This is a genomic window from Pseudomonas sp. GW456-E7 (assembly GCF_059424105.1).
Genome location: NZ_JBWKZB010000003.1, coordinates 16,430 through 43,149 on the forward strand (window position 1 = coordinate 16,430; position 26,720 = coordinate 43,149).

Sequence of the window (26,720 nt, forward strand, 5' to 3'; positions counted from 1 at the left end):
ACCTGAGGAAATACGGGGCCTTCACAGGGCTTGTTTTTTCTCCTGTAGTTGGCGTAGAGTTTGTTCACTGTGTTTGCATGGGTCGCTTGGAATCGTGACCTGGGCAGTAGCCTACAAGTTAGCTACATCCCGTTCGACGTCTTCTTACTCTCCTGCAACCAGCCCCAGTACTCTTTCATGAGAAGGAGACTGTCATTAATTTTTTGCGTCAAAGGAAATAAGAAATGTCCCAACGTCAGAGCGGTACCGTCAAGTGGTTTAACGACGAGAAAGGTTTTGGTTTTATCACTCCTGAAAGCGGTCCGGATCTGTTCGTGCATTTCCGCGCCATCCAGGGCAACGGCTTCAAGAGCCTGAAAGAAGGCCAGAAAGTGACTTTCATCGCCGTGCAGGGCCAGAAAGGCATGCAGGCTGACGAAGTACAAGCAGAAGCCTAATCTTCTGTAACGAAAAAGCCCCTGATGCTGACATCAGGGGCTTTTTTGTGCGCGTAAATCCGTAAAATGGCTTCTTTTTCCGCCGAGAGCCTGCCATGTCGAAACACCTGCTTACTCCCCAGGGCGACTTTCCTGCCGCTGGCCTGGGTCGTCGCCTGGCAGCCATGTTCTATGATTTCCTGCTGTGCACCGCGCTGCTGATCGTCACCAGCGGCATCTACAAGATGATCCAGATGGCGATCATCGGCGAAGAAAGGATGCGCACCCTGACCGAAGCCGGCGCGCTGGACGGCGACCCCCTGCTCTCCACCGTCCTGCTGTTCGTACTGTTCGGCTTCTTCGCCAAATTCTGGACCTGGTCGGGTCAGACCCTGGGCATGCAGGTCTGGTGCATTCGCGTCCAGAACGCCGACGGCTCATCCATCAGCCTGTGGCAGGCGCTGTTGCGCTTTGTGGTGTCGATCGCTTCCTTGCTGTGTGTTGGCCTTGGGTTCTTCTGGTCGCTGTTCGACAAACAGCAACGCAGCTGGCATGACATCTATTCCAACACGCAACTGGTGCGGATTCCAAAGAAGACCAAGTAACACCCACAAAAAAGATCGCAGCCTTCGGCAGCTCCTACAGGGTTTCGTTTACACCTGTAGGAGCTGCCGAAGGCTGCGATCTTTTGCTTTCTGGCTTTTAAGCGTTCCCGGCCAGTTTCATCCGCGCCGCCTGGGTGAAGTCCAGCATGCGCTTGAGCGGTCGAATTGCCTGCGGGATCAGCGCCGGATCGACAAAGATCTCGTTCGCGCCTTCTTTCAACGCCTTGAGCGTGCGCTCAAGGGTGTTCATGGCCATCCACGGGCAATGTGCACAACTGCGGCACGCCGCACCGTTACCCGCCGTTGGGGCTTCGATAAAGACCTTGTCCGGGCACAGCTGCTGCATCTTGTAGAAGATGCCGCGGTCGGTGGCAACGATCAGCGTCTTGTTCGGCAGGCTCTGAGCCGCCGCGATCAACTGGCTGGTGGAGCCCACGGCGTCGGCCAGTTCAATCACCGAAGTCGGCGACTCCGGGTGCACCAGGATCGCCGCATCCGGGTACAGCGCCTTCATGTCCTCAAGCTGCTTGGACTTGAACTCTTCGTGAACGATGCAGGCACCGTCCCACAGCAGCATGTCGGCACCGGTCTGGCGCTGGATGTAGGTCCCCAGGTGCTTGTCCGGGCCCCAGATGATGGTCTCGCCGTTGTCCATCAGGCTTTCGACGATTTCCAGCGCACAGCTTGAAGTCACCACCCAATCCGCGCGGGCTTTTACCGCAGCGGAAGTATTGGCGTACACCACGACCGTGCGCTCCGGGTGTTGATCGCAGAACGCGGAAAACTCGTCCACCGGACACCCCAGGTCGAGCGAACAGGTCGCTTCGAGGGTCGGCATCAGCACGCGTTTTTCCGGATTGAGGATCTTGGCAGTCTCCCCCATGAACTTCACGCCGGCGACCACCACGGTCTTGGCCGGATGGGCGTTGCCGAAGCGGGCCATCTCCAGCGAGTCGGAGACACAGCCACCCGTCTCTTCGGCCAACGCCTGAATGACAGGGTCACAATAGAAGTGGGCCACCAGTACCGCGTCCTGAGCCTTGAGCTCGGCAGCGATGGCGGCACGGTAGTAAGCCTCTTCATCGGCGGTCAGCGGTTTGGGCTGTTTGGCGTCGAGGTGGGCTTGAACCAGAAGACGTTCGGATATTTGCGTCATGTTCGCAAGACCTGCAAGCGCATTCGCGCGAAAGTCGAGTATACACCCGGCTCCGGACCCTTCAGGGTACCGCCGGGAAAGTGAGTATTCATCAGGCACGGACAGCGTTGAAGCTGCGCAAGGCTACAGAATATCCGACAGATGCAAAAGATGATTCTGACCTGCGCCTTGCGCAGCAGCCCGGAGCGAGGCGGACGTTAATCGCGGGCAAAAAAAAACCCGGAAATCCTCACTTTCGTGGGCCTTCCGGATTTTCTAAACCGCCAAAAATGGTGGGTCGTGTGGGATTCGAACCTACGACCAATTGGTTAAAAGCCAACTGCTCTACCAACTGAGCTAACGACCCGCTGTGTGGTGGCGCGTATAATACTGATTTTTAAGGACTATTCAACACCTATTTTAAAAAAAATCAAAAATAAGGTGTTGGATCGCTGATTCCGGCCGCCGCAAAGCCTTCTGCGCGCAGTCGGCAGCTGTCGCATTTGCCGCACGCACGGCCATCATCGTCGGCCTGATAGCAGGAAACGGTCAGCCCGTAGTTCACGCCAAGCTTCACGCCCGCCTGGACGATCTGCGCCTTGCTGAGGTTTTGCAGCGGCGCCTGGATGCGGAAGCCATTGCCTTCCACGCCGGCTTTGGTCGCCAGGTTGGCCATGCGCTCGAACGATTCGATGAACTCGGGGCGGCAGTCCGGGTAACCGGAGTAATCCACTGCATTGACGCCAATGAAGATGTCCCGCGCACCGAGCACTTCAGCCCAGCCCAGGGCCAGGGACAGGAACACCGTGTTACGCGCAGGCACGTAAGTGACAGGAATGCCCTCACCCAGCTCCTCCGGAATATCGATGCTGCTGTCGGTCAGCGCCGAACCGCCCATGCCGTTCAGGTTCAGGCCGATCACCTTGTGCTCGACCACACCCAGGTCCCGCGCCACGCGCTCGGCGGCGTGCAGTTCGGCGTGAGAGCGCTGACCGTAGTCGAAGCTCATGGTGTAGCAGCTGTAGCCTTCAGCGCGCGCCATGGCTACCACGGTCGCCGAGTCCAGGCCACCGGACAGCAGGATGACCGCCCGTTTTTCAGCGGTGTTGAGTTGTTCAGTCATTTCAGCGCCCCGGCTCGTCATTCCATAGATATTTATGCAGCTGCAATTGCAAACGCACTGGCAGGTTGTCCGCCACCACCCAGTCCGCCAGGTCCCGGGCGTTGAGATCATGGTGGCTTGGCGAAAACAGGACTTCGCCGGCGCGCTGGTCCAGACCGTACTGGATCAACTTGGATACGGACCAGTCATAGTCCTCCCGCGAACAGATGACAAACTTCACCTGATCGTTGGGCGTGAGCAGCTCGATGTTTTCGTAGCGATTGCGGTGCGCTTCTTTCGAACCCGGGGTTTTCAGGTCGACAACGCGACTGACCCGGGAATCTACCGGCGAGATATCGATAGAGCCACTGGTTTCCAGTGACACTTCGTAACCGGCATCGCACAAGCGCTTGAGCAAGGGAACGGCGTTGGGTTGCGCCAGGGGCTCGCCGCCCGTGACACAAACATAACGCGGGCGGAAACCGGCGACCTGCTCGAGGATGTCGTCGAGGGTGCGAATGGTTCCGCCGGTGAACGCGTAGGCGCTGTCACAGTATTGGCAACGCAACGGGCAACCGGTCAGGCGCACAAAAACCGTGGGCAGGCCGGCAGTCCGAGTTTCACCCTGCAACGAGTAGAAAACTTCGGTGATTCTCAATGTGTCTTGCATAGTCGCCACGGGCGTAACAGCTAAACAGGCTGTCCGCCTCCGTCAGGCACTTCAAGGGACCCCGGCAATGCGCAGATCCCAAAAAGCGTGTTTCAGAAAAAGGGGGTGAATTCTAACGAAAAAACCCGCGACAAGCGCGGGTTTCTTTGAAACGGCTCAAGCCGCCTTACATTTTCTGCAGATCACGCTGTGCCAGCTGAGCAGCGGAAGTGCCCGGATACTGGGACACGACCTGCTGCAGAATGCCCTTGACCCGGTCGGTATGACCGAGACGGCGCTCTACATCAGCGAGCTTGTACAGCGAATCAGGCACCTTGGCGTGCTTGGGATACAGCTGCGAAACCTTGGCAAACGCCTGACCTGCACCTTGCAGATCGCCTTTGGCCAGGTTCACTTCGCCCAGCCAGTACTGGGCGTTGCCCGCGTACTGACTGTTCGGGTATTTGCGCAGGAATGCGGCGAAAGCCTGGCTGGCTTTGTCGAAATCCTTGGCCTTGATCAGGTCGAAGGCAGCATCGTAATAGAGCTTTTCCTTCGCCGGATCTGCCGGTTCGCTACCCGCGGCAGGTGCTTGAGCGGCGGCTGCGCCAGCTGCTGCACCTGCGGCTGCACCGGGGGCGTTCGTTTCACCACCGGTGGAAGAATTTTCAGGAGTCGCGGCTGGTGCAACGCCGGTTCCTATGCGCCGATCAAGATCCTGGTATCGCTCCAGGTTTTCCTGCTTCATGCGCGCTACATCATTTTGCAGTTCTTCGATCACACCCTGTTGGCGCGAGATCTGCTCCTGCATTTGTTGCAGTTGGTTGAACAGCTGGCCCTGTGCCGAGACAGGGGTCGAAACCCCTCCCCCGGCATAGGCGCCGTTCGTACCGTAACCTGCAGGCGGATAACTGCTCCCGCTATTGTTATAGCCGGAGTCATTATCGACCACAGGAACCGCAGCCCACGCCGCAAGCGGCGCGAGGCTGAGAGCCAGAACAGTTACAGCACGACGGCACGTTCGCATGACGAATTACTTACGCAGTTCGACGCGACGGTTTTGAGCCCAGGACTGCTCGTCGTTGCCGGTAGCAACTGGACGCTCTTCGCCGTAGGAAACCAGTTCCAGCTGAGCTGGGGAAACACCTTGCAGTACCAGGTAGCGCTGAACGGCTTTCGCACGACGCTCGCCCAGTGCCATGTTGTACTCACGAGTACCACGTTCGTCGGTGTTGCCTTCCAGAACAACGCGAGCGCCGTTTGCTTTCAGGTCTTTGGCGTGAACGTCCAGAGCGCGCATGGCTTCTGGCTTCAGGTCCGAACTGTCGTATTCGAAGTAGAAAGTGGTGATAGCGCGCAGTGCAGCTTCTTCGCTCAGGGAGCCGTCAACTGCACCAGTGTTTGCGCCGTAACCAGCGTTTGGATCTACCGCGCCTTCACCGGCATTGTCGCCGCCTTTGGACGAGCAACCTACAGCTACAGCCATGGCCAGTGCCAGCGCAGCAAATTTACCAAACTTCAGCATTTCCATCGTGAAACTCCTAATGAACCCCAGTGTGTTAAGTAAAACGTATAGCGCCGCGTCAGTTCAGGTAAGGGGACCAGGAAGGTTCTCTGACTTCGCCTTGTGCGGTAGGAAGCGGGAGCCTTACGCGTCCATTGATGGACACGAGCATCAAGACTCCCCGGCCCTGCTGGCGGGTGGCGTAGATTACCATGGTGCCGTTGGGCGCGACAGTAGGCGACTCGTCCAGAGTGCTATCAGTGAGGATTTTTACACTACCGCGCTGCAAATCCTGGGCCGCCACCTTGAAATTGGTGAAGCCATCCTGACGGTGAATCATGACAAGCGTCTTTTCATCAGCCGACAATTTAGGATTGGCGTTGTAGTTACCGACGAAAGTCACGCGTTCGGCACCGCCGCCACCTGCGCTGGTCTTGTAGATCTGCGGTTTGCCGCCACGGTCGGAAGTGAAGTAGATGGTCGAGCCATCCTTGCCCCAGAACGGTTCGGTGTTGATACCAGGACCGTTAGTGACACGGCTGATCTGACGCGAGCCCAGGTTCATCACATAGATGTCCGGGTTGCCGTCCTTGGACAGCACGAACGCCAGGCGATTGCCATCCGGAGACCAGGCAGGTGCACCGTTCAGGCCTTCGAAGTTGGTGATCTGCTCACGGCGACCGGTGTCGATGTTCTGCATGAAGATACGCGGACGCTTCTGCTCGAAGGAGACATAAGCGATGCGCTTGCCATCCGGTGCGAAACGCGGCGACAGGATCGGCTCACGCGATTGCAGCAGGGTCACGGCGCGGGCACCGTCGTAGTCCGAACGCTGCAGGGTGTAGCGAGTGTTGTTCTCGGAGAAACGCTCGGCCGTTACATACAGCAGGCGAGTCGAGAAGGCACCCTTGATACCCGTGAGTTTTTCGAACGACTGGTCAGAGATGTAGTGCGCCATGTCGCGCAACTGATCGACACCGCCCGACACGCTGCCGGTCAGCACTTGCTGCTCGGTGGCTACGTTGAACAGTGCATATTGCACCTGCAGGCGACCGCCCGCCGGAACAATGCTGCCGACCATGACGTACTGGGCACCCAGTGCCTTGAAGTCACGGAAGATGATTTCGCCGGCCTGGCTCGGCTGGCTGATCATGTTCTGCTTTGGAATCGGCGAGTAGTAACCCGAGTTGCGCAGGTCGTTACCGATGATTTCCGCCATGTCGTCCGGCAGCACGCTACCGCCCTGGAAGCCGAACGGTACAACGGCGATCGGGGTCGCCCGATCGCTGCCGCTGGTAACCAGAATGTTTTTCTCATCTGCCATCGCCATCCCTGCCAAGCAGCAGATAGCGACCAGCATTCCTCGAAGAAGGTTTCTCACAAGGCTAGATCCTCAGGTGTGAATGTCATCTTGAATGAACGATACGGAGCGAAATCACTCGGCTTCATTCCCTGCATTTCTGTCAAACGTCCAATATTCTTCACTGCTGCAACAGCCGAGGCGTCAAACGGGCCGTCGCCACTGGACTTGGACACGCTGACCGAGGTCACCGTACCGTCCGGCAACATGCCGATTTGCAACACGACCGTCATGCCTTTGCGTGCCGAAGGTGGACGAGCCCAGCCTTCCGCTGCACGCGCACGAATCAGGTCATCGAAACTGCCGGCGACTTCGTCGCCCTGCTCATCGGCCAAGGCCTGCTGACGCTGCGGCGTGTCGGAAAGCAAATCTGCCAGGGCCTGAGCCTTTTTGTCTTCGGCGGATTTACGTGCCGCGTCCTGCGATTTCTTCTTCGCAGCATCGGCAGCAGCTTTCTTCTTCGCTTCCTCGGCGACTTTCTTCTTCGCCTCTTCAGCCTCGGCTTTCTTCTTGGCGTCTTCCGCGGCTTTCTTCTTCGCGTCTTCGACGATCTTTTTCTTGGCTTCTTCAGCGGCCGCTTTCTTGGCCTCTTCTTCAGCAGCCTTCTTGGCTTCTTCTTCAGATTTCTTCTTGGCTATATCAGCCAATTGTTTCTCTTCTGCCTTCTTGGCTTCCGCGGCTTTCTTCGCGTCGTCGGCTTTCTTGGCTTCATCAGCCTTTTTCGCCTCGTCCGCTTTCTTCGCCTCGTCGGCCTTCTTGGCTTCCTCGGCCTTTTGAGCCGCCTCTTCTTTCTTTTGTTCCGCAGCCTTCACCGCTTCCTGCTCGACCTTTTTCTGCTCCATCTGCTCGACTTCGGTCTGACGTGCAGCAGATTTCTGCGCCTCACCGGCAATCTTCTGATTGGTCTGGGTGGTCGCCCGACTTTTCGATTTCAGCTGGTACAAGGTCGCCTGGACAATCGGCTTGGCCGGCGGCAGCTCCGGGGTAAAGGCAAAACTGACGAACAACATGCCGAACACCAGCACGTGCAAGCCAATCGCCCAGACACTAGGCCAGAAGTAGCTTTCCGAGGCGGACGGCTCTCGCTGTTGCTGCATCAGGGCGCCTCGGTAATCAAGCCAACATTACCGACCCCGGCTTTCTGCAACCCGCCCATGGCCCCCATGACGGAACCGTAATCGACGGATTTGTCGCCGCGAATGAAGACCTGGGTGTGCTTGCCGTTTTCATTGCCGACGCGAATGATCTTGGTCACGGCGTCAGTCATCTGCGGCAACGTCATGGCCCGGTCCTGCTGCTTGTCCGTGTCGACTTCGCTGCCAAGGTTCCAGTAGTAGGTCTTGTCGGATTTGATGGAAATGGTCAGGACCTGGGTGTTGTTGTCCTGCGGCAAGGCTTCGCTGGAAACCTTGGGCAGATCAACTTTCACGCCCTGATTGAGCATCGGCGCGGTCACCATGAAGATGACCAGCAGCACCAACATCACGTCGATGTAGGGCACCACGTTCATCTCGGCGACCGGCTTGCGCTTTTTGCGAGCTCGAGCGATTAAAGCCATTGGGAATTACCTGCTTATTCTTCGCTGGTGTGCACTTTGCGGTGCAGGATCGCCTGGAACTCGTCGGCGAAGGTGTAGTAGCGGCCCAGCAGGGTTTCGCTGCGAGCAGCAAAACGGTTGTAAGCGATAACGGCTGGAATGGCCGCGAACAGACCGATGGCCGTGGCGATCAGTGCTTCGGCGATACCCGGGGCCACAGTGGCCAGGGTCGCTTGCTGAGCGGTGGCCAGGCCACGGAAGGAGTTCATGATCCCCCAGACGGTACCGAACAGACCGATGTAGGGGCTGACGGAACCGACAGTGGCGAGGAAGGGCAGGCTCTGCTCGAGCTTTTCTTCCTCGCGGGAAATCGCAACGCGCATGGCACGGGCCACGCCTTCCATGACCGCTTCCGGGTCAACGCCTGACTGCTGGCGCAGGCGGGAGAATTCCTTGAAACCGGCGCGGAAGATTTGCTCGACACCCGAATCAGGGTCCGGGTTGCTGCCGGCTTGACGGTACAGCTTGGACAGGTCGATACCCGACCAGAAGCGCTCTTCAAAGCTCTCCAGGGCACGTCGACCGGCGCGCAGCAAGTTGCTGCGCTGAAAGATCATGATCCACGAGGTCACCGATGCGGCTACCAGGGTCAGCATTACCAGTTGCACCACGATACTGGCATTGCTGACCAGGCTCCACATGGAGGAATGGTCGACGACGTTAGCTTCCACGCTTTATCTCCTGCTTTGAGTGTGTACCCGCGCCGCTCACGTCGGCAAAGGCCGCTCGTAGAGCTTCGGGAATGGCCCGGGGTTTCAAACTTTCAGTGCGCACACAGGCCACCAGAAACTGCCCTTCGCAGAGCAGCACATTATCCGTTGCCCGCCTGACCTGCTGCTTGAAGCGCAGGCTGGCACGGTTCAATTCGATTACTTCAGCGCTTACCAGCAGTTCGTCGTCCAGTCGCGCCGGCGCGTGGTAGCGCGCTTCGCTGGAATGCACGACGAACAACAGGTCCTCCCCTGCCAGTTGCGATTGGGCAAAGCCCAGGTCTCGCAGCCGCTCGGTTCGAGCCCGTTCCATAAACTTGAGGTAATTGACGTAATACACGATGCCGCCCGCATCGGTGTCCTCGTAATAAACGCGACACCGATGTGCGAAAGGCTCAAGCCCGTTTTGCGCGCGCATACTCTAGTGCTTACTCCTCAGGTTGCCAATCCGGCCAGGCAACTGTTTTTCATTGATCTGCGGCTTTCTTGCGAAAGTACGGTGCTGGGACCCTACATTGCCCGAAAAAATCAGCACGCAACGTTAATTAATCGTCACTGGCACCGAGGAACTCGTCTGCCACGGGCATTTCGCCCAATCGTGACGGAATGTTTAAACCAAAATGCAGATAGGCATGCCGCGTCACCACTCGCCCCCTTGGCGTGCGCATGATGTAACCCTGCTGGATCAGGTAAGGCTCAAGTACGTCTTCAATGGTGTGACGCTCTTCGCTGATGGCGGCGGCCAGGCTGTCGACCCCGACCGGCCCGCCGTCGAACTTCTCGATCATGGTCAGCAACAGACGCCGGTCCTGGTGATCGAAGCCGCGTTCGTCGACGTCCAGCAGGTTCAGCGCCAGGTCGGCAATCGGCTTGGTGATATGCCCCTTGGCGCGAACTTCGGCGAAATCACGCACCCGGCGCAACAGTCGATTGGCAATCCGGGGCGTGCCACGGGCACGGCGGGCGATCTCAAAGGCGCCTTCCGGGTCAAGCGGCAAACCGAGGATGCTCGCCGAGCGACTGACAATCGTCGACAGGTCGGCGTTATTGTAGAACTCAAGACGCTGAACGATACCGAAACGGTCACGCAACGGGTTGGTGAGCATCCCCGCCCGGGTCGTTGCGCCGACCAGGGTGAACGGCGGCAGATCCAGCTTGATCGACCGCGCGGCCGGGCCTTCACCGATCATGATGTCGAGCTGGAAATCCTCCATGGCCGGGTACAGCACTTCTTCAACGATGGGCGACAGGCGATGAATTTCGTCGATGAACAGCACATCGTGAGGCTCAAGGTTGGTCAACAGTGCGGCGAGATCACCCGGACGCTCCAGCACCGGCCCCGAAGTACTCTTGATCGACACCCCCATTTCCTGGGCGATGATGTTGGCGAGGGTGGTCTTGCCCAGGCCCGGCGGCCCGAAGATCAGCGTGTGATCCAGGGACTCGTTACGACCGCGAGCGGCCTGGATGAACAACTCCATCTGCTCGCGAACGGTCGGCTGGCCAATGTACTCCGCCAGGCTGACCGGGCGGATCGCCCGGTCCTGGACTTCTTCGCGCTCACGCGGACTGTGCGTGGCTGCGATCAGACGATCAGCTTCAATCACTTAGATCATTCCCTTCAAGGCGCGACGGATCATGTCTTCACTGCTCAAGCCTTTTTCCTTGATCGCAGATACCGCCTTGCTGGCTTCCTGCGGTTTGTAGCCCAGGGAGATCAAGGCGCTGACGGCGTCATTTTCAGCCGTGTTCACCGGGGCCGGTCCATCCGGCTGGTTCGGCACCAGGGCGAACATGGCCGGTACGGTTTCCCAGGCCTTGAAGCGATCCTTGAGTTCCACCAGCAAACGCTCGGCGGTTTTCTTGCCCACACCTGGCACCTTGGTCAGCGCTGAAGTGTCCTGGGACTGCACGCAACGAACCAGTTCGTCGACTTCCAGGCTCGACATCAAGGCCAGCGCCAGTTTCGGCCCGACACCATTAAGGCGGATCAACTCGCGGAAAAAATCGCGCTCACGCTTGCCGACAAAACCATAGAGTAACTGTGCGTCTTCACGCACGACCAAATGAGTGTGCAACGTCAGCGGCTCACCGACCGACGGCAAGCGATAGAGGGTCGTCATCGGCACTTCGAGTTCATAACCCAGGCCGTTTACATCCAGAATCAGGTGTGGAGGCTGCTTCTCAGCCAGGGTGCCGCGCAAACGTCCAATCACGTTACAAATCCTTGAGCGTTGGCCAGCTCTGGGCCAGCGACTGATAGAGCAAGGGAGTAGCGCCGACAACCCAGGCGAAACGCCCTCACCCCATGAAAATGATTGCTGATGCTATCAGAGACGCAGGCGCCCGCCACGACTGCGTGCCGCCCCGAGGCCATGGGGCAGCAGACTGGAGCGGGTATGAGCATGGCAGATGGCAATGGCCAGGGCGTCCGAAGCATCGATCTGTGGTTTGCTGGTCAGCTTGAGCATGTGCATGACCATCATCTGCACCTGCTCCTTATTGGCCGCGCCGGTACCGACCACCGCCTGCTTGACCTGGGTTGCGCTGTATTCGGCAATTTCCAGGCTTTCCTCGGCACCCGCCACGATCGCTGCGCCACGGGCCTGCCCCAGTTTCAGGGCGGAATCGGCGTTACGGGCCATGAACACCTTTTCGATCCCCATGGTCACCGGATGGTAGGTCTGAATGATCTCCCGCACCCCGCGATAGACAATCTGCAGTCGCTCAGCCAGCTCGCCGGCACCGGTGCGGATACAACCGGAGGCGACGTACTCGCAGCCACGGCCGGTATCACGAACCACACCGTAACCGGTGATGCGCGAACCGGGGTCGATACCAAGAATTAAAGTCATAACGCCTGCAAAAGGAATTCGCGGTTGCCTGAGGATAACCGTGTAGGAGCTGCCGAAGGCTGCGATCTTTTGATTTTAAAAGCGAAGATCAAAAGATCGCAGCCTGCGGCAGCTCCTACAGGGCTGCGATCTTTATCGACCATCAACCGAGCTGCGCGGCCACCGATTCCGGGATTTCCGCGTTGGAGTAGACGTTTTGCACGTCATCCAGGTCTTCGAGCATGTCGATCAGCTTGAGGACTTTCTCGGCGCCTTCCAGATCGAGCTCGGCGCTGGTGGTCGGCAGCATGACGATTTCCGCGTCGTCACCCTTGAAACCCGCCGCTTCCAGTGCGTTACGCACGGAATAGAATCCGGCAAACGAGGTGAACACATCGATCGAACCGTCTTCGTTGGTCACCACGTCATCGGCGTCGGCCTCCATGGCCGCTTCCATCAGCGCGTCTTCGTCAACGCCGGCGGCGAAAGAGATCTGCCCCTTGCGTTCGAACAGATAGGCCACCGAACCGTCAGTCCCGAGGTTGCCACCGCACTTGCTGAACGCATGGCGAACCGCGGCGGCGGTGCGATTACGGTTGTCGGTCATGCATTCGACCATCACCGCCACGCCACCAGGACCGTAACCTTCGTAGGTCAGCTCGACCACGTCGTCGGTGTCGGCAGCGCCGGTACCGCGGGCGATGGCACGATCGATGATGTCACGGCTCATGTTCGCACCCAGAGCCTTGTCCAGGGCCAGGCGCAGACGCGGATTGGAGCCTGGATCACCACCACCCTGACGGGCAGCGACGGTCAGCTCACGAATCCACTTGGTGAAGATCTTGCCCCTCTTGGCATCCTGACGTTCTTTGCGGTGCTTGATGTTCGCCCACTTGGAATGACCTGCCATAACTCGCTCCGAATTCTCTTTGAAACATTGCCCGCTGCGCTGTATTGCGCCGGCCGGCAAACAAAAATCTTGAACAGCTCTGCCTATAAAGAAAGGGCGCATCCGCAGATGCGCCCTTCGGGTCAGCCTTACTCGGCCTTAGGCGTTTCACGCAGACGAATGTGCAACTCGCGCAATGCCTTGGCATCCACCTGGCCCGGCGCCTGGGTCATGACATCGGCCGCGCTCTGGGTTTTCGGGAAGGCGATCACTTCACGGATCGACTGGGCGCCGGTCATCAGCATCACCAGACGGTCCAGACCGAAGGCCAGGCCACCGTGCGGCGGTGCGCCGTATTTCAGGGCGTCGAGCAGGAAGCCGAATTTCTCTTCCTGTTCCGCTTCGTTGATGCCCAGCAGACGGAAGACCGCCTGTTGCATCTCTTTGCGGTGGATACGAATCGAACCGCCACCCAGCTCGGTGCCGTTCAACACCATGTCATAGGCACGGGACAGAGCGCCCGCCGGGTTGGCTTCCAACTCCGCCGGGGAGCACTTCGGCGCGGTGAACGGGTGGTGCAAGGCGCTGAAGCTGCCGTCGTCGTTCTCTTCGAACATCGGGAAGTCAACGACCCACATCGGAGCCCATTCGCAGGTCAGCAGGCTCAGGTCGTGACCGAGCTTGATGCGCAATGCACCCAGCGCTTCGCTGACGATCTTGGCCTTGTCGGCACCGAAGAACACGATGTCGCCGTCAACTGCACCAACACGATCCAGGATCACGTTGAGGTTGGCTTCAGGGATGTTCTTCACGATCGGCGATTGCAGACCGTCAACGCCATTCGCGCGCTCGTTGACCTTGATGTACGCCAGGCCCTTGGCACCGTAGATGCCGACAAACTTGGTGTAGTCGTCGATCTGCTTGCGCGGCATGCTCGCGCCGCCAGGCACGCGCAGGGCGGCAATGCGGCATTTCGGGTCGTTGGCCGGGCCGCTGAACACCTTGAAGTCGACTTCCTTGAGCTGGTCGGCCACGTCAACCAGTTCCAGCGGGTTACGCAGGTCTGGCTTGTCGGAACCGTAGCGGCGCATGGCTTCTTCGAAGGTCATGTGCGGGAACTCGCCGAATTCCAGGCCCAGCACTTCCTTGAACAGGTTGCGGATCATTTGCTCGGTCAGGCCCATGATCTCTTTTTCATCGAGGAAGCTGGTTTCGATGTCGATCTGGGTGAATTCCGGCTGGCGGTCGGCGCGCAGGTCTTCGTCGCGGAAGCACTTGGCGATCTGGTAGTAACGGTCGAAGCCGGCCACCATCAGCAGTTGCTTGAACAGCTGCGGCGATTGCGGCAAGGCGAAGAACGAACCGGCATGCGTACGGCTCGGCACCAGGTAGTCGCGCGCGCCTTCCGGGGTAGCACGGGTCAGGATCGGCGTCTCGACGTCGAGGAAGCCGTTCTCGTCCAGGAAGCGACGGATGCTGGTGGTCATGCGCGAACGCAGACGCAGCTTCTCGGCCATTTCCGGGCGACGCAGGTCGAGGAAGCGATAGCGCAGGCGGGTTTCTTCGCCGACGTCGGAGAACTCGTTCAGCGGGAACGGCGGGGTTTCCGATTCGTTCAGCACTTCCAGTTCGTAGCCGAGGACTTCGATCATGCCCGACGCCATGTTGGCGTTGGTCGCACCGGCCGGACGCAGGCGAACCTTGCCGGTGATCTTCACGACGTACTCGCTACGCACGCGATCGGCTGCGGCGAAGGTTTCAGCGCGGTCCGGATCGAACACGACCTGGGCCAGACCATCACGATCACGGATATCGAGGAAAATCACCCCACCGTGGTCACGGCGACGGTGAACCCATCCGCAAAGGGTAATTTCCTGGCCGTCCAGGCTTTCGTTCAGTTGGCCGCAATAATGGCTGCGCATCATGGTCGTGGTTTCACTTCTCGTAATTCGAAATTCGGTTGGAGATCCTACAGCAGCCCCGCCTTTGAAAAGTCGCCGGGTGATGCAAGAACTCGCGTGTGTCGTTCAATTCAGGTTCAGGACCTTAGTCAGCTTTGTCGCCGCCGGCCAGGTTCTTCTTGGAACCGGTCTTGAAATCGGTTTCGTACCAACCCGTGCCGCTGAGGCGAAAGCCCGGCATGGACAGCATTTTCTTAAGCTCTGGCGCCTGACAGGCAGGGCAGTCGACCAGCGGTGCATCGCTGATCTTTTGAATGGCTTCCAACTGATGACCACAGGAAGCACATTGATAATCGTACATCGGCATGGAGGTTGTCTCGGCGATCAGATTGCTACCGCACACGCTGGGTTTCGCGGCAAAGAGCGGGATTATATCCATTAAATGCGGCCTGTGCAGCCGTAAGACTGCACAGACCGACACTCTGCCGTTTTCACCGCCCAGACTAGGCAGTGACGATGCAACCCCCTTCCTTGAGGCTGTGTACGACACAGACGACCCGCACCAATCCACTGAAATTCCTTACTCCGCCATGCCGCAAGTGGACTTCGCGATCCACATGGGATAGCAGGCGACTGACCGAGCAACCGTTGGCCCGGGCCATCGCTCCCAAAATATCCCAATAAACCTGCTCAAGCCGCAAACAGGTAGCAAAGCCATTCAATCGTACGGAGCGGGACAACGGCTGGGCCAATCCCATATCGAACTCACGAACAAACGGATCAACCCTTACATCCCTGTGCGAACCGTATCGCCCCTCTTCTTGCCTCTCATAAACCATAACGCTGACACTCCTTTGCCATCCTGGTTTCTTAAAGCGCAACTGCCTGTCGACTTATAAAAACGCAGGTGCAAAGGTGTTTTCCAGCCGACTTTATGACCCTCGGCGTAGGATAAGCCAACAACTTATGGCAGACCCTGGAGATCGTCCTACTCCGGACGTTTTCCCACACAGCGAAGCGATGCCCCCTTCAGAAGCACCTACGGAACGGCGTAGGAAAGAAGAGCACCATGCATCCACGCCACTTTTTCATGCACCTGCCTACGCGGATCAGCAAGTCACTTGCCTTACGCCGCCCCGGAACTTCGGGCAACCTGCGGCAAACGACCGCCAAAGAGCCACCGGACGCCCTGATTTGAGTAGCCTGCGGCTTTGCTGTTAAATAGACGACGTGTCGCCAGTGCCTATTTTTCCGGGCCTGGCGCATAGGCTGATAACGGGCACGTGTCCAACGCCTCTTTATTGTCTTGAAGCGAACCGTGCGCCATCAGCTCTTCCTTGTGAGCTGTCTTAACGTGAGTTAATCAAAATGTTGAAAATCGTCCATCTGTTGATAGGCGCAGCAGCCTTGCTGCTGTCCTTCATCCCTAGCCTGCACCCTGAAGCCTTGCCTTACCTGCAACAACCTGACGCGCTGTACCTGGCCTTTTTCGGCCTGCTCAATCTCACGCTTGCACCTGTCATCCCTTACTGGAACAAAGGTCCGCGCCACCAACTGCAAAACCTGGTCAGCGTCCTGCTGGCTCTGGCGGTAGTCCTGCAGACCCTGACGCTGATCGCGCCGATGCCTGTCATCGCCGGTCAACCTGCCGTTCTGTTCAGCCTGGTCGCCGCCCTGATCGCTGTTGCCCTGCATCTGGGCATCAGCTTCTACAAATCGTCACCGGTCGCTGCCTCGCCAAGCTACGACATGAGCAACCGCGATACCGGCACCGTCAAGTGGTTCAACACATCCAAGGGCTTCGGCTTCATTTCCCGCGACTCCGGCGACGATATCTTCGTCCACTTCCGGGCCATTCGCGGTGAAGGCCACCGCGTCCTGGTAGAAGGCCAGCGCGTGGAGTTCTCTGTCATGAATCGTGACAAGGGCCTGCAAGCCGAAGATGTGATCGCCGCACTGCCGCGTCGCTGATTCAAGGCTGAAAAAAAACCGCGCACAGCCTGGCTGTACGCGGTTTTTTCATGCCTGCACATTGATTAGTAGTGCGGCGGTGGCGCTTCCTCTTCGAACGATTCGAACTGGCCGACCATTTCCTCCTGCCGCTTGAGCAACGCAGCCATTTGCAGTTGAAGACGCTCGACCACCCGCTGCTGCGCGACCAGCACATCATTCAATGCCTGGATGGTGTCATCCTGAAAGGCCAGGCGACTTTCAAGGTCGGTAACGCGTTCTTCCAGGCTCATGGTTCAGCCCTCCAGAAACGTAAAGTCATCGGTCAATATCAGGCGCAAACGCTCGCGAATGGCGGCAACCTGCTCCGAACCGTAGGGTTTTGCCGGGTGCCGGCCCCAAACGGGTGCTGGCCAGGCGGCATCTTCACGCTTGCGCACAATCACGTGCATGTGCAACTGGCTGACGACATTGCCCAGCGCCGCAACATTCAATTTGTCCGCATCGAACGAGTCCTTGAGCACTTGCGAAAGCGCCGTCGTCTCTTGCCAAAGTTGTCGCTGGTCCGCGACATCCAACTGAAACATCTCGCTGATAGCCTCACGACGAGGTACCAGGATGAACCAGGGATAGTTCGAGTCGTTGGACAACAGCAACCGACAGAGCGGAAAGTCCCCTATCGGTAACGTGTCTTGTTGAAGTCGTGGATCTAGAGCGAACACTGCGCGTACTCCCGCCGGGTCATCAATTTCAGCTTAGCGTCCATCCAGAGGAGCAGCGCACCAAGCGACCGGACGGCAGCATACCTGTGAACGGCGCATGCTTCACGGCGAACCTTGCACTGACGCCACGAATACCAGCGTAAAGCTGACAGCCCGCCCCCGGATGAGACACTTTTCGACGCCACGCACCAGCACAGAACCGGCCGACCGAAAAAAACACCGAAATGACTGATTAACAACGAAGAGTTCGCGCCAGACACACGATCAACAGGAATGAATTCAGCACAAGGTTAAAATTTTTTGCACCAAAACCGCACAGTGGGTCTACGCTGGATGCTTCGACATCCGCCATTTACTCACTGGCGGGGTGAACCGGTAACATTTTTGGTTGTCAGGCAGTCGACCAGAAGGGTGCAACATGATGAGAGGCAAAGCGTCAAGCCCACACCAAGGACGCTTGAACCCCCCGGTTTTATGAGGTTTTTACAGCGCCAGACAATCAATTTTAAAAAACCGTAGCAAAACATGATTTTGTGCACGCTTGTTGCATACGTACCCAACATCACCTGAGTGACACCCGCTGGAAGTGGGGGGCATTCAGGCAAAAAAGACAGTGGCAAGGTAGCCCGATGGAGATTCAAACGTTTCACCAGGACTCTTTTTACCGACACCAAGGCTCAGAAAACAGCATTAAAGTTGTCAGCCCGGTTGCGTCGGAGCTCGAAATTTGCGACATCTACCTCGCTGTTTGCGACATGGTCGTAAAGAACGCGAAAGGTTAGATACGCAAGTATCGCCAACATTGTCGGCGTGATATAAGTTTGCGCCGACACAAAAAGAAAGAGCCGCCCAGATAATAAAACAGGTGGGACGGCAGTACTCTTCTAAAACCAAAGGAGCAAATCACGATGCGCGTGATGAAGTGGAGCATGATCGCACTGGCAGTTGCAGCAGCAGCCAGTACCCAATTGGCTACGGCCGCCCCTTTCGTAAGTGACCAGGCTGAAGCCAAAGGTATTGTTGAAGACAGCACCCTGAACTTGCTGGTTCGCAACTACTACTTCAACCGTGATAACAAAGATGGTGCCAACGACCAGAAAGACTGGACCCAAGGCATCTGGGGCAATTTCAGCTCCGGTTACACCCAAGGCCTGATCGGTGTTGGCGTTGACGCTTTCGGTTACCTGGCAATCAAACTGGACGGCGGTGATGGCACCGGCGGCACCGGCAACATGAGCCGCGACGCCGATGGCGAAGTTAACGACAGCCAGGGTAAAGCCGGCGGCGCCGTTAAATTCCGCGTATCGAAAACCGAGCTGAAAGTCGGCGACATGCAGCCAAGCACTGCTCCAGTGTTCGCTGTTGGCGGTTCCCGTATCCTTCCTCAAACTGCCAGCGGTATCCAACTGCAAAGCAGCGAAGTCAAAGACCTTGACCTCGAAGCCGGTCACTTCTACTCGGCGACCAGCCAGGACCGTAACGCTCGTGACGGCGGCCTGTTTGCAACCTACGCTGGCGTAGAAGCCAACTCCATCGACTACTTCGGTGGCAAATACGGCATCACCGACAACCTGTCGGCATCGCTGTACGGCGCCAAGCTGGAAGACATCTGGAACCAGTACTACGCCAACCTGAACTACACCATCCCGCTGGGCGGCGACGAGTCGCTGAACCTGGACGGTAACATCTACAACACCAAAGACACTGGTGATGCCAAAGCGGGCGAGATCAGCAACACCGCTTACTCCCTGGCAGCCGCTTTCTCGTTCATGAAAGCGCACACCATCACCCTCGCCTTCCAGAAGATCAACGGTGACACTCCGTTCGACTACATCGGTGTGGGCAAAAACAACCGCGGCGGCGACTCGATCTTCCTCGCCAACTCCATCCAGTACTCTGACTTCAACGCTCCGAACGAGAAGTCTGCCCAGGTTCGTTACGACCTGAAAATGGCTGAGTACGGCGTTCCAGGTCTGAGCTTCATGACCCGTTACGTGAAAGGTTGGGACATCGACGGCACCAAAGCCCCAGTTGGCGGCGCTTACGAAGGCATCTACGGTGCAGACGGCAAGCACAACGAAACCAACTTCGAAGCCAAGTACGTTGTTCAGACTGGCCCGGCAAAAGACCTGTCCTTCCGTATTCGTCAAGCATGGCACTTCGCTAACGCTGACGAAGGTGAAGGCGACGTGAAAGAGTTCCGTTTCATCGTCGACTACCCGCTGTCGGTTTTGTAATCGCATCCAGTTAGTTTGCGGTAACAAAATAAAAGGCCCATCTTCCGATGGGCCTTTTTTGTTGCCTGTGCAAATTGTTCAATTATTGAACAGTAACCCCACATGCCTGACCGAAAAGTCAGACATATATGGCAAAGTCAATCACTGCACTGCGGACTCCTGAACCACGCGAATAACCCGCTGTGGAAATGGAATATCGATGCCGGCCTCTCTCAGGCGATCACGGGACAGTTCGTTGAACATGAACATCACATCCCAATAATCCGCTGTCTTCACCCAGACACGCAGGGAAACAGTGATAGAACTGTCACCCAATGTCGAAATGACTGCCTGAGGTTCCGGATCAGTCAATACACGCGGATCCTTGGCCAACTCCAGCAACACCTGCCGGGCTTTCTGCAAGTCCGCTTCATAATCGACGCCTACATCAAACACGACTTTGCGGGTCGGCTGGCGATTGGTGTTGGTGATAATGCCGTTGGACAGATTACCGTTGGGCACGATGATGGTCTTGTTGTCACCGGTGCGCAGTACGGTATGGAAAATCTGGATGCTGTCGACGGTGCCGGCAATCCCCTGGGCTTCGATCCAGTCACCGATACGAAACGGACGGAACAGCAAAATCAACACGCCGCCAGCGAAGTTCGCCAGGCTGCCCTGCAATGCAAGGCCAATGGCCAGGCCCGCCGCACCAATCGCTGCCACAAACGAAGTGGTTTCCACACCGATCATCGAGGCCACGCTGACGACCAGCAGGATCTTGAGGATGATGTTCGCCAGGCTGCTGATAAAGCCCTGCAACGCCAGGTCGGCATTGCGCAATGCAATCAGACCGCCGAGCTTTTTCGTGACTTTGTTGATCAGCCACCAGCCGATGGCCAGGGTGATGACCGCCAGCAGTACGCGACTGCCGTATTCCATGATCATCGGGATCCAGGTTTGGGATACCTTGACCAGGTTGTCTACCTCAGCGCTTAAGTCCATCTACTTTCTCCTGTTTTTCCGGCTATGCGGCATGCGTAAAAAAAGCGGCAGAAAGATCGAACCGCGACGGGTTCAATCGTTTCTGCCGTTGCTTGGGCCTCCGACGTCACAAACGCCAGGAGGTTCCCGCTTTCAAGATCAGTCGCGGAAGTTGTTGAACTGCAGCGGCATTCCGAACTCCTTGGCCCGCAGCACAGCAATGGCTTCTTGCAGGTCATCGCGCTTCTTGCCGGTAATACGAACCTGCTCGCCCTGAATGGCCGCCTGGACCTTGAGCTTGGCATCTTTGACGTGAGCAACGATTTTCTTCGCCAGCTCCTTGTCGATGCCTTCCTTGAGGACGGCTTCCTGCTTCATCAGCTTGCCCGACGCGAAGGCATCCTTGACTTCGAGGCACTGCACGTCGATCTTGCGCTTGACCAGAGCCAGCTTGAGGATCTCAATCATCGCTTCGAGCTGGAAATCCGCTTCTGCGGTCAGGTTGACGGTCAGGTCTTTTTCCTTGAACTCGAAGCTGCCTTTGCCTTTCAGGTCATAACGACGATCGAGTTCCTTGACGGCGTTCTCGACCGCGTTGGTGACTTCGTGTTTGTCCAGTTCGGATACCACGTCGAACGACGGCATGTAATCTCTCCAAATTTAAAGGCGCACCGATGGAGCGCGCCTGGCTTGCGGTTAAAATCCGCGCTGATTATAACGGGTCTTTCCCATCATTCACTGTGAGCTGCCGATGCACGCCATAAACAGAGCAAAAAGCTGATGTCCACCACCTGGCATGTACTCGGCGCCGGCAGCCTCGGCACTTTATGGGCGACTCGCCTGGCCCGGGCTGGCGTGCCGGTCAGGCTGATCCTGCGGGACACCGCGAGACTGCAGGCCTATGAGACTGCAGGCGGATTGACACTGGTGGAACACGGCCAGGCGCAACACTACGCCGTGCCCGCCGAAACAGCGGACAGCCGCCAGCCGATCAACCGCCTGTTGGTGGCGTGCAAGGCCTACGATACCGAGAGCGCGGTGGCCCGACTGGCGTCACGCCTGGCCCCCGGCGCCGAACTGATCCTGCTGCAAAATGGCCTGGGCAGTCAGGACGCGGTGGCCGCACAGGTTCCCCAGGCACGCTGCATCTATGCCTCGAGCACCGAAGGCGCCTTCCGTGATGGCGATTGGCGCGTGGTGTTTGCTGGACATGGCTTCACCTGGCTGGGGGATGCGAGCCATCCCGTCGCGCCGATCTGGCTCGATGACTTGAGCGCTGCCGGCATCCCTCACGAGTGGAGCACCGATATTCTGACCAGGCTGTGGCGCAAGCTGGCGCTCAACTGTGCGATCAACCCGCTGACGGTGCTGCACGATTGCCGCAACGGCGGTTTGCAGCAACATCAATGCGAAGTGGCCACCCTGTGCGGTGAACTGGTGGAGTTACTTGAGCGTTGCGGTCAGCCGGCGGCGGGCGAAAACCTGCAGCAAGAGGTCGAACGGGTGATTCACGCCACCGCGGCCAACTACTCGTCGATGCATCAGGACGTCACGAGCCAGCGCCGCACGGAAATCAGCTACCTGCTGGGCTACGCCTGCAAAGTGGCCGGGCGTCATCAACTGAACCTGCCTCACCTCAATCAACTTCAGGCAAGGTTGATCGCTCGCCTGCAAAGCCTTGGATTGCCCAGCGACTGAGCAGCGGCTACGCTGGCCACTTGTTCCTTGTCTGCGATGAATCCGATGCCATTGCGCCAGCGCCTTGAAAACCTGCCCGTCGGCCAGAAACTGCTGGCCGCCCTGCTGGTACTGATGGTCACCGTCCTGCTGGTTGCCAACCTGACCTTTATCAGCGCCGCGTACTACATCTCCCAGGAAAGCATGGCGCCCCAGGCCCTGCAGACCATCGGCCGGCTGGTATCCAACCCCAGCCTGGCCTCCGAAGCCCTGGCGTCCCCCCAAAGCGCCGAGCGCCTGCTGAATGAACTCAATAGCTATTCGCCGTTGCGCGCGGCCGCCCTGTATGACGCAAAGGGTGAGCGGTTGGCGCAATTGCAGCATGGCGACAATCTCGAGCTACCCAAACATTTCCGGCATATCGAAGACTGGCAGGTCACCGAGTTTCGCACCAATCAAGTCATCACCTTGGCCCGCCCCGGCGCTGCACCGGGACATTTGCTGCTGGTCGCCAGCAGTGAACTGCCCGTGGCGTTCTACACCGGGACCCTGACGGCCAGCCTGGGCATTCTGATCTTCAGTGTGCTGCTGTGGCTGATCATTGCCCGCCAGATCAAGCGCCTGATCACCCGGCCGATCCACCAGCTTGAAGAGTTGTCGCGGCAGGTCACCCGTGAAGAAAACTACGCACTGCGTGCTTCGCGAGGGAACCACGATGAAATCGGCAGCCTGGCCGAGGCATTCAACACCATGCTCTCGCGGATCGAGGCCAGGGAGCAGCAACTCAAGCGGGCTCGGGACGACTCCCAGGCCGCATACGACCAGGCCCAGGGCCTGGCGGAAGAAACCCGTCATACCAACCGCAAACTGGAGCTCGAAGTCCAGGTGCGCAGCAAGATCGAGAAAAAGCTCACCGGCTTCCAGAACTACCTCAACAGCATCATCGACTCCATGCCGTCGGCGCTGATCGCCCTCGACGAACAGCTCTACGTGACTCAATGGAACCAGGAAGCCAGCGCCCTGTCCGGCACACGCCTCGATGAAGCCCTGAACCAGCCCATCTTCCTCGCCTTCGAACCGCTCAAGCCGTTCTTGCCGCAACTCAAGGAAACGGTCGAACAGCATACGGTGGCCAAAATCGAACGTGTCACCTGGCTCAAGGACGACGAGCCCCGCCACTACGCCCTGACTTTCTATCCACTGATGGGCGGTGCCGGGCGTGGCGTGGTGATCCGGATCGACGACATCACCCAGCGCCTGTCCCTGGAAGAAATGATGGTGCAGTCGGAGAAAATGCTGTCGGTCGGCGGTCTTGCCGCTGGCATGGCCCACGAGATCAACAACCCGCTGGGTGCGATCCTGCACAACGTGCAAAACATTCGCCGACGCCTGTCCCCCGACCTGCCGAAGAACCTTGAGGTCGCCGAACAGGCTGGTATCGAACTGGCGACGGTCAATCAGTATCTGAAAATCCGCGAAGTGCCACAGTTGCTCGACGGTATCCAGCAGGCCGGTGCCCGGGCCGCCAAAATCGTCACCCACATGCTCAGTTTCAGCCGTCGCAGCACCCGCCAGATGGCCCCGTGCGATCTGCCCGCCCTGATTGATCAGGCAGTGGAAATCGCCGGCAACGATTTCGACCTGGCGATCGGCTTCGACTTCAAGGGCCAGGCCATCATTCGTCAGTTCGACCCGGCGCTGGGCCCGGTCCCCGGCACCGCCAACGAACTGGAGCAAGTACTGCTCAACCTGCTGAAAAACGCTGCGCAAGCCATTCACCAGCGCGAAGACGACAGCGAGCCAGGGCGGATCATTCTGCGCACCCGGCTGAACCCGCCGTGGGCGGAAATCCAGGTCGAGGACAACGGCATCGGCATGAGTGAAAACGTGCGCAAACGGACTTTCGAACCCTTCTTCACCACCAAGGAAATCGGCCAGGGCACCGGACTTGGGCTGTCAGTGTCGTACTTCATCATCACCAATAACCACAAGGGGCAGATGGAAGTGCAATCGACCCTGGGCCAAGGCACTTGCTTCACCTTGCGCCTGCCCCTGGCGAGCACGGCACCTGTCGCGCAAGAACTCAATCTGCTATCGAGGTAACCATGGGCTTTCGTTTGTCGAAGATTTACACCCGCACTGGCGACAAAGGCGAGACCGGGCTGGGCGATGGCCGTCGCGTCCCCAAGGATCACCCGCGGATCGAGGCCATTGGCGAAGTCGATACGCTGAACAGTCAGGTGGGCGTGTTGCTGGCCGGGTTGGCGGCACAAACGGATACTTTTGCAGGCCTGCAGGAAGTGGTCGAGGTTTTGGCGCCTTGCCAGCATCGATTGTTTGATCTGGGTGGTGAGCTGGCAATGCCGGTGTATCAGGCCTTGAATGCAGCGGAAATCGAGCGCCTGGAAGCGGCGATCGATGTGTGGAATGAAGAGCTGGGACCACTGGAAAATTTCATCTTGCCCGGCGGTTCGGCGCTGATTGCCCAGGCCCATGTCTGCCGTAGCCTGGCGCGCAGTGCCGAGCGGCGGTGTCAGCAATTGAATGCGATTGAGCCGTTGACCGGGGTTGGCCTGGCGTACATCAATCGGTTGTCGGATTTGTTGTTCGTGGTGGCGCGGCTGATTGCCAAGCGTCAGGGCGTGGCCGAGATTCTATGGCAGCCGGCGGCGAAGCCTGAGATTTAGCCGGCGTCTGTCAGGACCCCTTCGCGAGCAGGCTCGCTCCCACAGGTGACCGCATTGTTACTGAAGAAATGCGATCAAATGTGGGAGCGAGCCTGCTCGCGAAGGCGTCAGAAGCTACAGCACAGAATCAGCCCTCAGGCCAAAACGCCCGAATCCCCGCCACACCCTGCGCGCCGGCAGCCCAGGCTTTCTCGACCTCGGCCGGGCCAACGCCACCCAGCAGGAACACCGGCTTGCTGAAGCCCTCGATCAAACTCGACGCCTGCTCCCATCCCAACGGCTCGACACCCGGGTGAGTCAGAGTGGGTTGCACCGGCGACAGGGTCACAAAGTCCACCCCCATCTGTTCGGCCAGCACCAGTTCTTCAGCGTTATGGCACGACGCCGCCAGCCAGCGCGATGCCGGTAGCGGTCGGCCAGCCGCTGCGTATTTGCGCAACTGCGCCGAGGTGATGTGCCAACCCGCGGACGGGAAGTCGCCCAACCACTCGAACGGCCCCTTGAGCATCAATTGGGCCTTGCCGGCACACAGGCCCACCGCATCGACAGCCAGGTCGCGATATTTGGGATCGTAACCATTCGGTGCACGCAGCTGGATCAGCTTGATGCCACCGGCAATGGCTTTCTGGATGCCACGCAGCAACGCCGGGGTTTCCAGATCTTCCGGGGTAATCAGGTACTGCGATGACAATCGGGCCGCCGCGACGATCGGCTGATTGGCCGCCGGGAACTCGTAATCTGGCAGATCACGGGGCGACACCCAGGCCAGCGGTTGGCCTTCGGCGCCGTGGGGCTCGCCGCTAAACGCCGAGACCTCCCAGACATCCAGCAACACCTGCTTGTCCGGATAATCGTGCCGGACCTTGATCAGCGGGCGCGCCGCATCGACCACGATGCCCAGCTCCTCATGGAGCTCGCGGGCCAGTGCGGTTTCGACCGACTCGTCGGCCTCGACCTTGCCCCCCGGAAACTCCCACAGGCCGCCCTGGTGCTGTGAATCGGCACGGCGGGCGATCAGGATCTGGCCACTGCCATCGCGGATGACGGCGGCGGCGACATGGACTCGCTTCACTTTTCCAACTCCTCCAGTCCGGCCTTCTGCCAGGCCTTGAACGCCGGCCATTGGTAGAGGGTTTCAACATAGGCTTCGTCAGCCGCGGACAGCTTCACCCGATAGGTGCGCAGGCGTACGGCGATGGGTGCAAAAAACGCGTCGGCCAACGTGAGGCGGCCAAACAGGTACGGACCGCTCTCGGTCGCAGCGGCACGACACTCGGCCCACAACGCCGACATGCGCTCGATGTCCGCCTGGACATCGGCCGGGACCGGCGACAGCGCTGCGTCATGGCTCAGGTCGAACGGCATGTTGCCACGCATGGCGAAAAAGCCACTGTGCATCTGCGCGCACGCCGAACGCGCCTGGGCACGGGCGGCGGTGTCTTTGGGCCACAGGTTCGCATCGGGGAACCGTTCTGCCAGGTATTCGGCAATCGCCAGGGAGTCGGCGATGGTGCCGTGTTCGGTCTTCAGCAGCGGGACCTTGGCGGTCGGCGAATGCTTGAGCAGACGCTCGCGGGTGTCCGGCTGGTTCAGCTTGATCAGTTCTTCGGTGTAGGAGGCGCCAGCCAGATCGAGGGCCAGAGCGCCGCGCAGGGACCAGGAGGAATGCAGTTTGTCGCCGATGATCAGGTGCAGGCTCATGTGCGGGGTGCCTTCTCGTCAGGGTAACAAGCCAGAATATCTAGCGTCTGGTCGTCAGCCTTCGCGAGCAAGCCCGCTCCC

Annotated in this window: 30 protein-coding genes and 1 tRNA gene; 7 read left to right on the plus strand and 24 right to left on the minus strand. The window is 58.6% G+C overall.

Going from position 1 to position 26,720, the window contains the following annotated elements:
* Positions 1–224 precede the first annotated feature (224 nt).
* Both AC07YV_RS02925 and AC07YV_RS02930 read left to right on the plus strand, forming a co-directional pair.
* On the plus strand, positions 225–437 hold the full coding sequence (locus AC07YV_RS02925) for a cold-shock protein (protein WP_007977299.1): 213 nt from the start codon (positions 225–227) through the stop codon (positions 435–437).
* Positions 438–532: 95 nt separating this feature from the next.
* Positions 533–1,021, plus strand: coding sequence for an RDD family protein (locus tag AC07YV_RS02930; RefSeq protein WP_102698369.1), 489 nt, complete (start codon positions 533–535; stop codon positions 1,019–1,021).
* A gap of 97 nt (positions 1,022–1,118) precedes the next feature.
* On the opposite strand, the gene nadA is transcribed toward AC07YV_RS02930, so the two are convergent.
* The 18 genes from nadA to AC07YV_RS03020 form a co-directional block, all read right to left on the minus strand.
* Positions 1,119–2,177: a quinolinate synthase NadA gene (nadA, locus tag AC07YV_RS02935; RefSeq protein ID WP_007995624.1), complete on the minus strand. Its 1,059-nt coding sequence runs from the start codon at positions 2,175–2,177 to the stop codon at positions 1,119–1,121.
* Between the two features lie 270 nt (positions 2,178–2,447).
* A tRNA-Lys gene (locus tag AC07YV_RS02940) sits at positions 2,448–2,523 on the minus strand.
* A 63-nt stretch (positions 2,524–2,586) separates the two neighbouring features.
* Positions 2,587–3,279, minus strand: a complete 693-nt coding sequence (queC, locus tag AC07YV_RS02945) for a 7-cyano-7-deazaguanine synthase QueC (RefSeq protein WP_102698370.1) — start codon at positions 3,277–3,279, stop codon at positions 2,587–2,589.
* 1 nt (position 3,280) lies between these two features.
* Positions 3,281–3,928: a 7-carboxy-7-deazaguanine synthase QueE gene (queE, locus tag AC07YV_RS02950; RefSeq protein WP_102698371.1), complete on the minus strand. Its 648-nt coding sequence runs from the start codon at positions 3,926–3,928 to the stop codon at positions 3,281–3,283.
* A 166-nt stretch (positions 3,929–4,094) separates the two neighbouring features.
* On the minus strand, positions 4,095–4,934 hold the full coding sequence (ybgF, locus tag AC07YV_RS02955; protein ID WP_102698372.1) for a tol-pal system protein YbgF: 840 nt from the start codon (positions 4,932–4,934) through the stop codon (positions 4,095–4,097).
* Between the two features lie 6 nt (positions 4,935–4,940).
* The gene (pal, locus tag AC07YV_RS02960; RefSeq protein WP_003178634.1) at positions 4,941–5,438 is read right to left on the minus strand and encodes a peptidoglycan-associated lipoprotein Pal; all 498 of its coding nucleotides are present in this window, start codon (positions 5,436–5,438) and stop codon (positions 4,941–4,943) included.
* 52 nt (positions 5,439–5,490) lie between these two features.
* On the minus strand, positions 5,491–6,771 hold the full coding sequence (gene tolB, locus AC07YV_RS02965; RefSeq protein ID WP_256358771.1) for a Tol-Pal system beta propeller repeat protein TolB: 1,281 nt from the start codon (positions 6,769–6,771) through the stop codon (positions 5,491–5,493).
* Between the two features lie 17 nt (positions 6,772–6,788).
* Complete coding sequence (tolA, locus tag AC07YV_RS02970) at positions 6,789–7,868, minus strand: cell envelope integrity protein TolA (RefSeq protein ID WP_102698374.1); 1,080 nt, start codon at positions 7,866–7,868, stop codon at positions 6,789–6,791.
* Positions 7,868–8,320 (minus strand): protein TolR, encoded by a 453-nt coding sequence (gene tolR / locus AC07YV_RS02975; RefSeq protein WP_162130292.1) that lies wholly within the window; start codon positions 8,318–8,320, stop codon positions 7,868–7,870. Before tolR ends, tolA begins: the two co-directional genes overlap by 1 nt.
* A gap of 23 nt (positions 8,321–8,343) precedes the next feature.
* Positions 8,344–9,039, minus strand: coding sequence for a protein TolQ (gene tolQ / locus AC07YV_RS02980; protein ID WP_007977321.1), 696 nt, complete (start codon positions 9,037–9,039; stop codon positions 8,344–8,346).
* Complete coding sequence (gene ybgC / locus AC07YV_RS02985; protein WP_007990726.1) at positions 9,029–9,496, minus strand: tol-pal system-associated acyl-CoA thioesterase; 468 nt, start codon at positions 9,494–9,496, stop codon at positions 9,029–9,031. Before ybgC ends, tolQ begins: the two co-directional genes overlap by 11 nt.
* A gap of 127 nt (positions 9,497–9,623) precedes the next feature.
* On the minus strand, positions 9,624–10,685 hold the full coding sequence (ruvB, locus tag AC07YV_RS02990) for a Holliday junction branch migration DNA helicase RuvB (protein ID WP_015096600.1): 1,062 nt from the start codon (positions 10,683–10,685) through the stop codon (positions 9,624–9,626).
* A complete protein-coding gene (gene ruvA, locus AC07YV_RS02995) occupies positions 10,686–11,294 on the minus strand; it encodes a Holliday junction branch migration protein RuvA (protein ID WP_007995640.1) in 609 nt (202 codons plus the stop codon). It lies immediately after the preceding gene.
* Between the two features lie 114 nt (positions 11,295–11,408).
* Positions 11,409–11,933: a crossover junction endodeoxyribonuclease RuvC gene (gene ruvC, locus AC07YV_RS03000; protein WP_102698375.1), complete on the minus strand. Its 525-nt coding sequence runs from the start codon at positions 11,931–11,933 to the stop codon at positions 11,409–11,411.
* A 142-nt stretch (positions 11,934–12,075) separates the two neighbouring features.
* On the minus strand, positions 12,076–12,822 hold the full coding sequence (locus tag AC07YV_RS03005) for a YebC/PmpR family DNA-binding transcriptional regulator (protein ID WP_007977329.1): 747 nt from the start codon (positions 12,820–12,822) through the stop codon (positions 12,076–12,078).
* A gap of 128 nt (positions 12,823–12,950) precedes the next feature.
* Entirely contained in the window at positions 12,951–14,726 is a 1,776-nt protein-coding gene (gene aspS / locus AC07YV_RS03010; RefSeq protein ID WP_102698376.1) for an aspartate--tRNA ligase, read from the minus strand.
* Positions 14,727–14,847: 121 nt separating this feature from the next.
* A complete protein-coding gene (locus AC07YV_RS03015) occupies positions 14,848–15,069 on the minus strand; it encodes an FmdB family zinc ribbon protein (RefSeq protein WP_007977333.1) in 222 nt (73 codons plus the stop codon).
* 136 nt (positions 15,070–15,205) lie between these two features.
* The gene (locus AC07YV_RS03020) at positions 15,206–15,541 is read right to left on the minus strand and encodes a ribbon-helix-helix domain-containing protein (protein WP_102698377.1); all 336 of its coding nucleotides are present in this window, start codon (positions 15,539–15,541) and stop codon (positions 15,206–15,208) included.
* Positions 15,542–16,070: 529 nt separating this feature from the next.
* Between AC07YV_RS03020 and AC07YV_RS03025 the strand changes: the two genes are divergently transcribed.
* The gene (locus AC07YV_RS03025; protein WP_095965394.1) at positions 16,071–16,673 is read left to right on the plus strand and encodes a cold-shock protein; all 603 of its coding nucleotides are present in this window, start codon (positions 16,071–16,073) and stop codon (positions 16,671–16,673) included.
* Positions 16,674–16,738: 65 nt separating this feature from the next.
* Here the strand turns inward: AC07YV_RS03025 and AC07YV_RS03030 are convergent, their stop codons facing one another.
* The gene (locus AC07YV_RS03030; protein WP_007977339.1) at positions 16,739–16,945 is read right to left on the minus strand and encodes a SlyX family protein; all 207 of its coding nucleotides are present in this window, start codon (positions 16,943–16,945) and stop codon (positions 16,739–16,741) included.
* A 3-nt stretch (positions 16,946–16,948) separates the two neighbouring features.
* The gene (locus AC07YV_RS03035; protein WP_102698378.1) at positions 16,949–17,374 is read right to left on the minus strand and encodes an HIT domain-containing protein; all 426 of its coding nucleotides are present in this window, start codon (positions 17,372–17,374) and stop codon (positions 16,949–16,951) included.
* Between the two features lie 908 nt (positions 17,375–18,282).
* Between AC07YV_RS03035 and AC07YV_RS03040 the strand changes: the two genes are divergently transcribed.
* Complete coding sequence (locus tag AC07YV_RS03040; protein WP_095965396.1) at positions 18,283–19,611, plus strand: OprD family porin; 1,329 nt, start codon at positions 18,283–18,285, stop codon at positions 19,609–19,611.
* Between the two features lie 141 nt (positions 19,612–19,752).
* Here AC07YV_RS03040 and AC07YV_RS03045 read toward each other — a convergent pair whose 3' ends face one another.
* The gene (locus tag AC07YV_RS03045; RefSeq protein WP_102698379.1) at positions 19,753–20,595 is read right to left on the minus strand and encodes a mechanosensitive ion channel family protein; all 843 of its coding nucleotides are present in this window, start codon (positions 20,593–20,595) and stop codon (positions 19,753–19,755) included.
* A gap of 138 nt (positions 20,596–20,733) precedes the next feature.
* Positions 20,734–21,219 carry a YajQ family cyclic di-GMP-binding protein gene (locus AC07YV_RS03050; protein WP_007977344.1) on the minus strand — a complete coding sequence of 162 codons (486 nt, stop codon included), beginning with the start codon at positions 21,217–21,219 and terminating at the stop codon, positions 20,734–20,736.
* A 135-nt stretch (positions 21,220–21,354) separates the two neighbouring features.
* On the opposite strand from AC07YV_RS03050, the gene AC07YV_RS03055 reads away from it, so the two are divergent.
* Genes AC07YV_RS03055 through AC07YV_RS03065 form a run of 3 tightly spaced genes read left to right on the plus strand, consistent with a single transcriptional unit; the run spans position 21,355 to position 24,938 of the window.
* Positions 21,355–22,272: a putative 2-dehydropantoate 2-reductase gene (locus AC07YV_RS03055; RefSeq protein WP_102698380.1), complete on the plus strand. Its 918-nt coding sequence runs from the start codon at positions 21,355–21,357 to the stop codon at positions 22,270–22,272.
* A 45-nt stretch (positions 22,273–22,317) separates the two neighbouring features.
* Positions 22,318–24,354 (plus strand): sensor histidine kinase, encoded by a 2,037-nt coding sequence (locus tag AC07YV_RS03060; protein ID WP_102698381.1) that lies wholly within the window; start codon positions 22,318–22,320, stop codon positions 24,352–24,354.
* A gap of 2 nt (positions 24,355–24,356) precedes the next feature.
* Positions 24,357–24,938 carry a cob(I)yrinic acid a,c-diamide adenosyltransferase gene (locus AC07YV_RS03065; protein ID WP_102698382.1) on the plus strand — a complete coding sequence of 194 codons (582 nt, stop codon included), beginning with the start codon at positions 24,357–24,359 and terminating at the stop codon, positions 24,936–24,938.
* 127 nt (positions 24,939–25,065) lie between these two features.
* Here AC07YV_RS03065 and AC07YV_RS03070 read toward each other — a convergent pair whose 3' ends face one another.
* Both AC07YV_RS03070 and AC07YV_RS03075 read right to left on the minus strand, forming a co-directional pair.
* Positions 25,066–26,010, minus strand: coding sequence for a Nudix family hydrolase (locus AC07YV_RS03070; protein ID WP_102698383.1), 945 nt, complete (start codon positions 26,008–26,010; stop codon positions 25,066–25,068).
* Complete coding sequence (locus AC07YV_RS03075) at positions 26,007–26,639, minus strand: glutathione S-transferase family protein (protein WP_102698384.1); 633 nt, start codon at positions 26,637–26,639, stop codon at positions 26,007–26,009. Before AC07YV_RS03075 ends, AC07YV_RS03070 begins: the two co-directional genes overlap by 4 nt.
* Positions 26,640–26,720: the final 81 nt, after the last annotated feature.

What these genes read in the sequence shown, in the direction of transcription:
- AC07YV_RS03025 (WP_095965394.1), top strand. Translation starts at nt 16,071, where the DNA reads ATGTTGAAAATCGTCCATCTGTTGATAGGCGCAGCAGCCTTGCTGCTG.
- tolB (WP_256358771.1), bottom strand. Translation starts at nt 6,771, where the DNA reads ATGCTGGTCGCTATCTGCTGCTTGGCAGGGATGGCGATGGCAGATGAG.
- AC07YV_RS02925 (WP_007977299.1), top strand. Translation starts at nt 225, where the DNA reads ATGTCCCAACGTCAGAGCGGTACCGTCAAGTGGTTTAACGACGAGAAA.
- queE (WP_102698371.1), bottom strand. Translation starts at nt 3,928, where the DNA reads ATGCAAGACACATTGAGAATCACCGAAGTTTTCTACTCGTTGCAGGGT.
- AC07YV_RS03055 (WP_102698380.1), top strand. Translation starts at nt 21,355, where the DNA reads ATGTCCACCACCTGGCATGTACTCGGCGCCGGCAGCCTCGGCACTTTA.
- AC07YV_RS02930 (WP_102698369.1), top strand. Translation starts at nt 533, where the DNA reads ATGTCGAAACACCTGCTTACTCCCCAGGGCGACTTTCCTGCCGCTGGC.
- AC07YV_RS03040 (WP_095965396.1), top strand. Translation starts at nt 18,283, where the DNA reads ATGCGCGTGATGAAGTGGAGCATGATCGCACTGGCAGTTGCAGCAGCA.
- pal (WP_003178634.1), bottom strand. Translation starts at nt 5,438, where the DNA reads ATGGAAATGCTGAAGTTTGGTAAATTTGCTGCGCTGGCACTGGCCATG.
- aspS (WP_102698376.1), bottom strand. Translation starts at nt 14,726, where the DNA reads ATGATGCGCAGCCATTATTGCGGCCAACTGAACGAAAGCCTGGACGGC.
- AC07YV_RS03045 (WP_102698379.1), bottom strand. Translation starts at nt 20,595, where the DNA reads ATGGACTTAAGCGCTGAGGTAGACAACCTGGTCAAGGTATCCCAAACC.
- nadA (WP_007995624.1), bottom strand. Translation starts at nt 2,177, where the DNA reads ATGACGCAAATATCCGAACGTCTTCTGGTTCAAGCCCACCTCGACGCC.
- tolA (WP_102698374.1), bottom strand. Translation starts at nt 7,868, where the DNA reads ATGCAGCAACAGCGAGAGCCGTCCGCCTCGGAAAGCTACTTCTGGCCT.
- AC07YV_RS03060 (WP_102698381.1), top strand. Translation starts at nt 22,318, where the DNA reads ATGCCATTGCGCCAGCGCCTTGAAAACCTGCCCGTCGGCCAGAAACTG.
- ruvC (WP_102698375.1), bottom strand. Translation starts at nt 11,933, where the DNA reads ATGACTTTAATTCTTGGTATCGACCCCGGTTCGCGCATCACCGGTTAC.
- AC07YV_RS03050 (WP_007977344.1), bottom strand. Translation starts at nt 21,219, where the DNA reads ATGCCGTCGTTCGACGTGGTATCCGAACTGGACAAACACGAAGTCACC.
- AC07YV_RS03065 (WP_102698382.1), top strand. Translation starts at nt 24,357, where the DNA reads ATGGGCTTTCGTTTGTCGAAGATTTACACCCGCACTGGCGACAAAGGC.
- AC07YV_RS03020 (WP_102698377.1), bottom strand. Translation starts at nt 15,541, where the DNA reads ATGGTTTATGAGAGGCAAGAAGAGGGGCGATACGGTTCGCACAGGGAT.
- AC07YV_RS03005 (WP_007977329.1), bottom strand. Translation starts at nt 12,822, where the DNA reads ATGGCAGGTCATTCCAAGTGGGCGAACATCAAGCACCGCAAAGAACGT.
- AC07YV_RS03030 (WP_007977339.1), bottom strand. Translation starts at nt 16,945, where the DNA reads ATGAGCCTGGAAGAACGCGTTACCGACCTTGAAAGTCGCCTGGCCTTT.
- AC07YV_RS03075 (WP_102698384.1), bottom strand. Translation starts at nt 26,639, where the DNA reads ATGAGCCTGCACCTGATCATCGGCGACAAACTGCATTCCTCCTGGTCC.
- AC07YV_RS03015 (WP_007977333.1), bottom strand. Translation starts at nt 15,069, where the DNA reads ATGCCGATGTACGATTATCAATGTGCTTCCTGTGGTCATCAGTTGGAA.
- ybgF (WP_102698372.1), bottom strand. Translation starts at nt 4,934, where the DNA reads ATGCGAACGTGCCGTCGTGCTGTAACTGTTCTGGCTCTCAGCCTCGCG.
- ybgC (WP_007990726.1), bottom strand. Translation starts at nt 9,496, where the DNA reads ATGCGCGCGCAAAACGGGCTTGAGCCTTTCGCACATCGGTGTCGCGTT.
- queC (WP_102698370.1), bottom strand. Translation starts at nt 3,279, where the DNA reads ATGACTGAACAACTCAACACCGCTGAAAAACGGGCGGTCATCCTGCTG.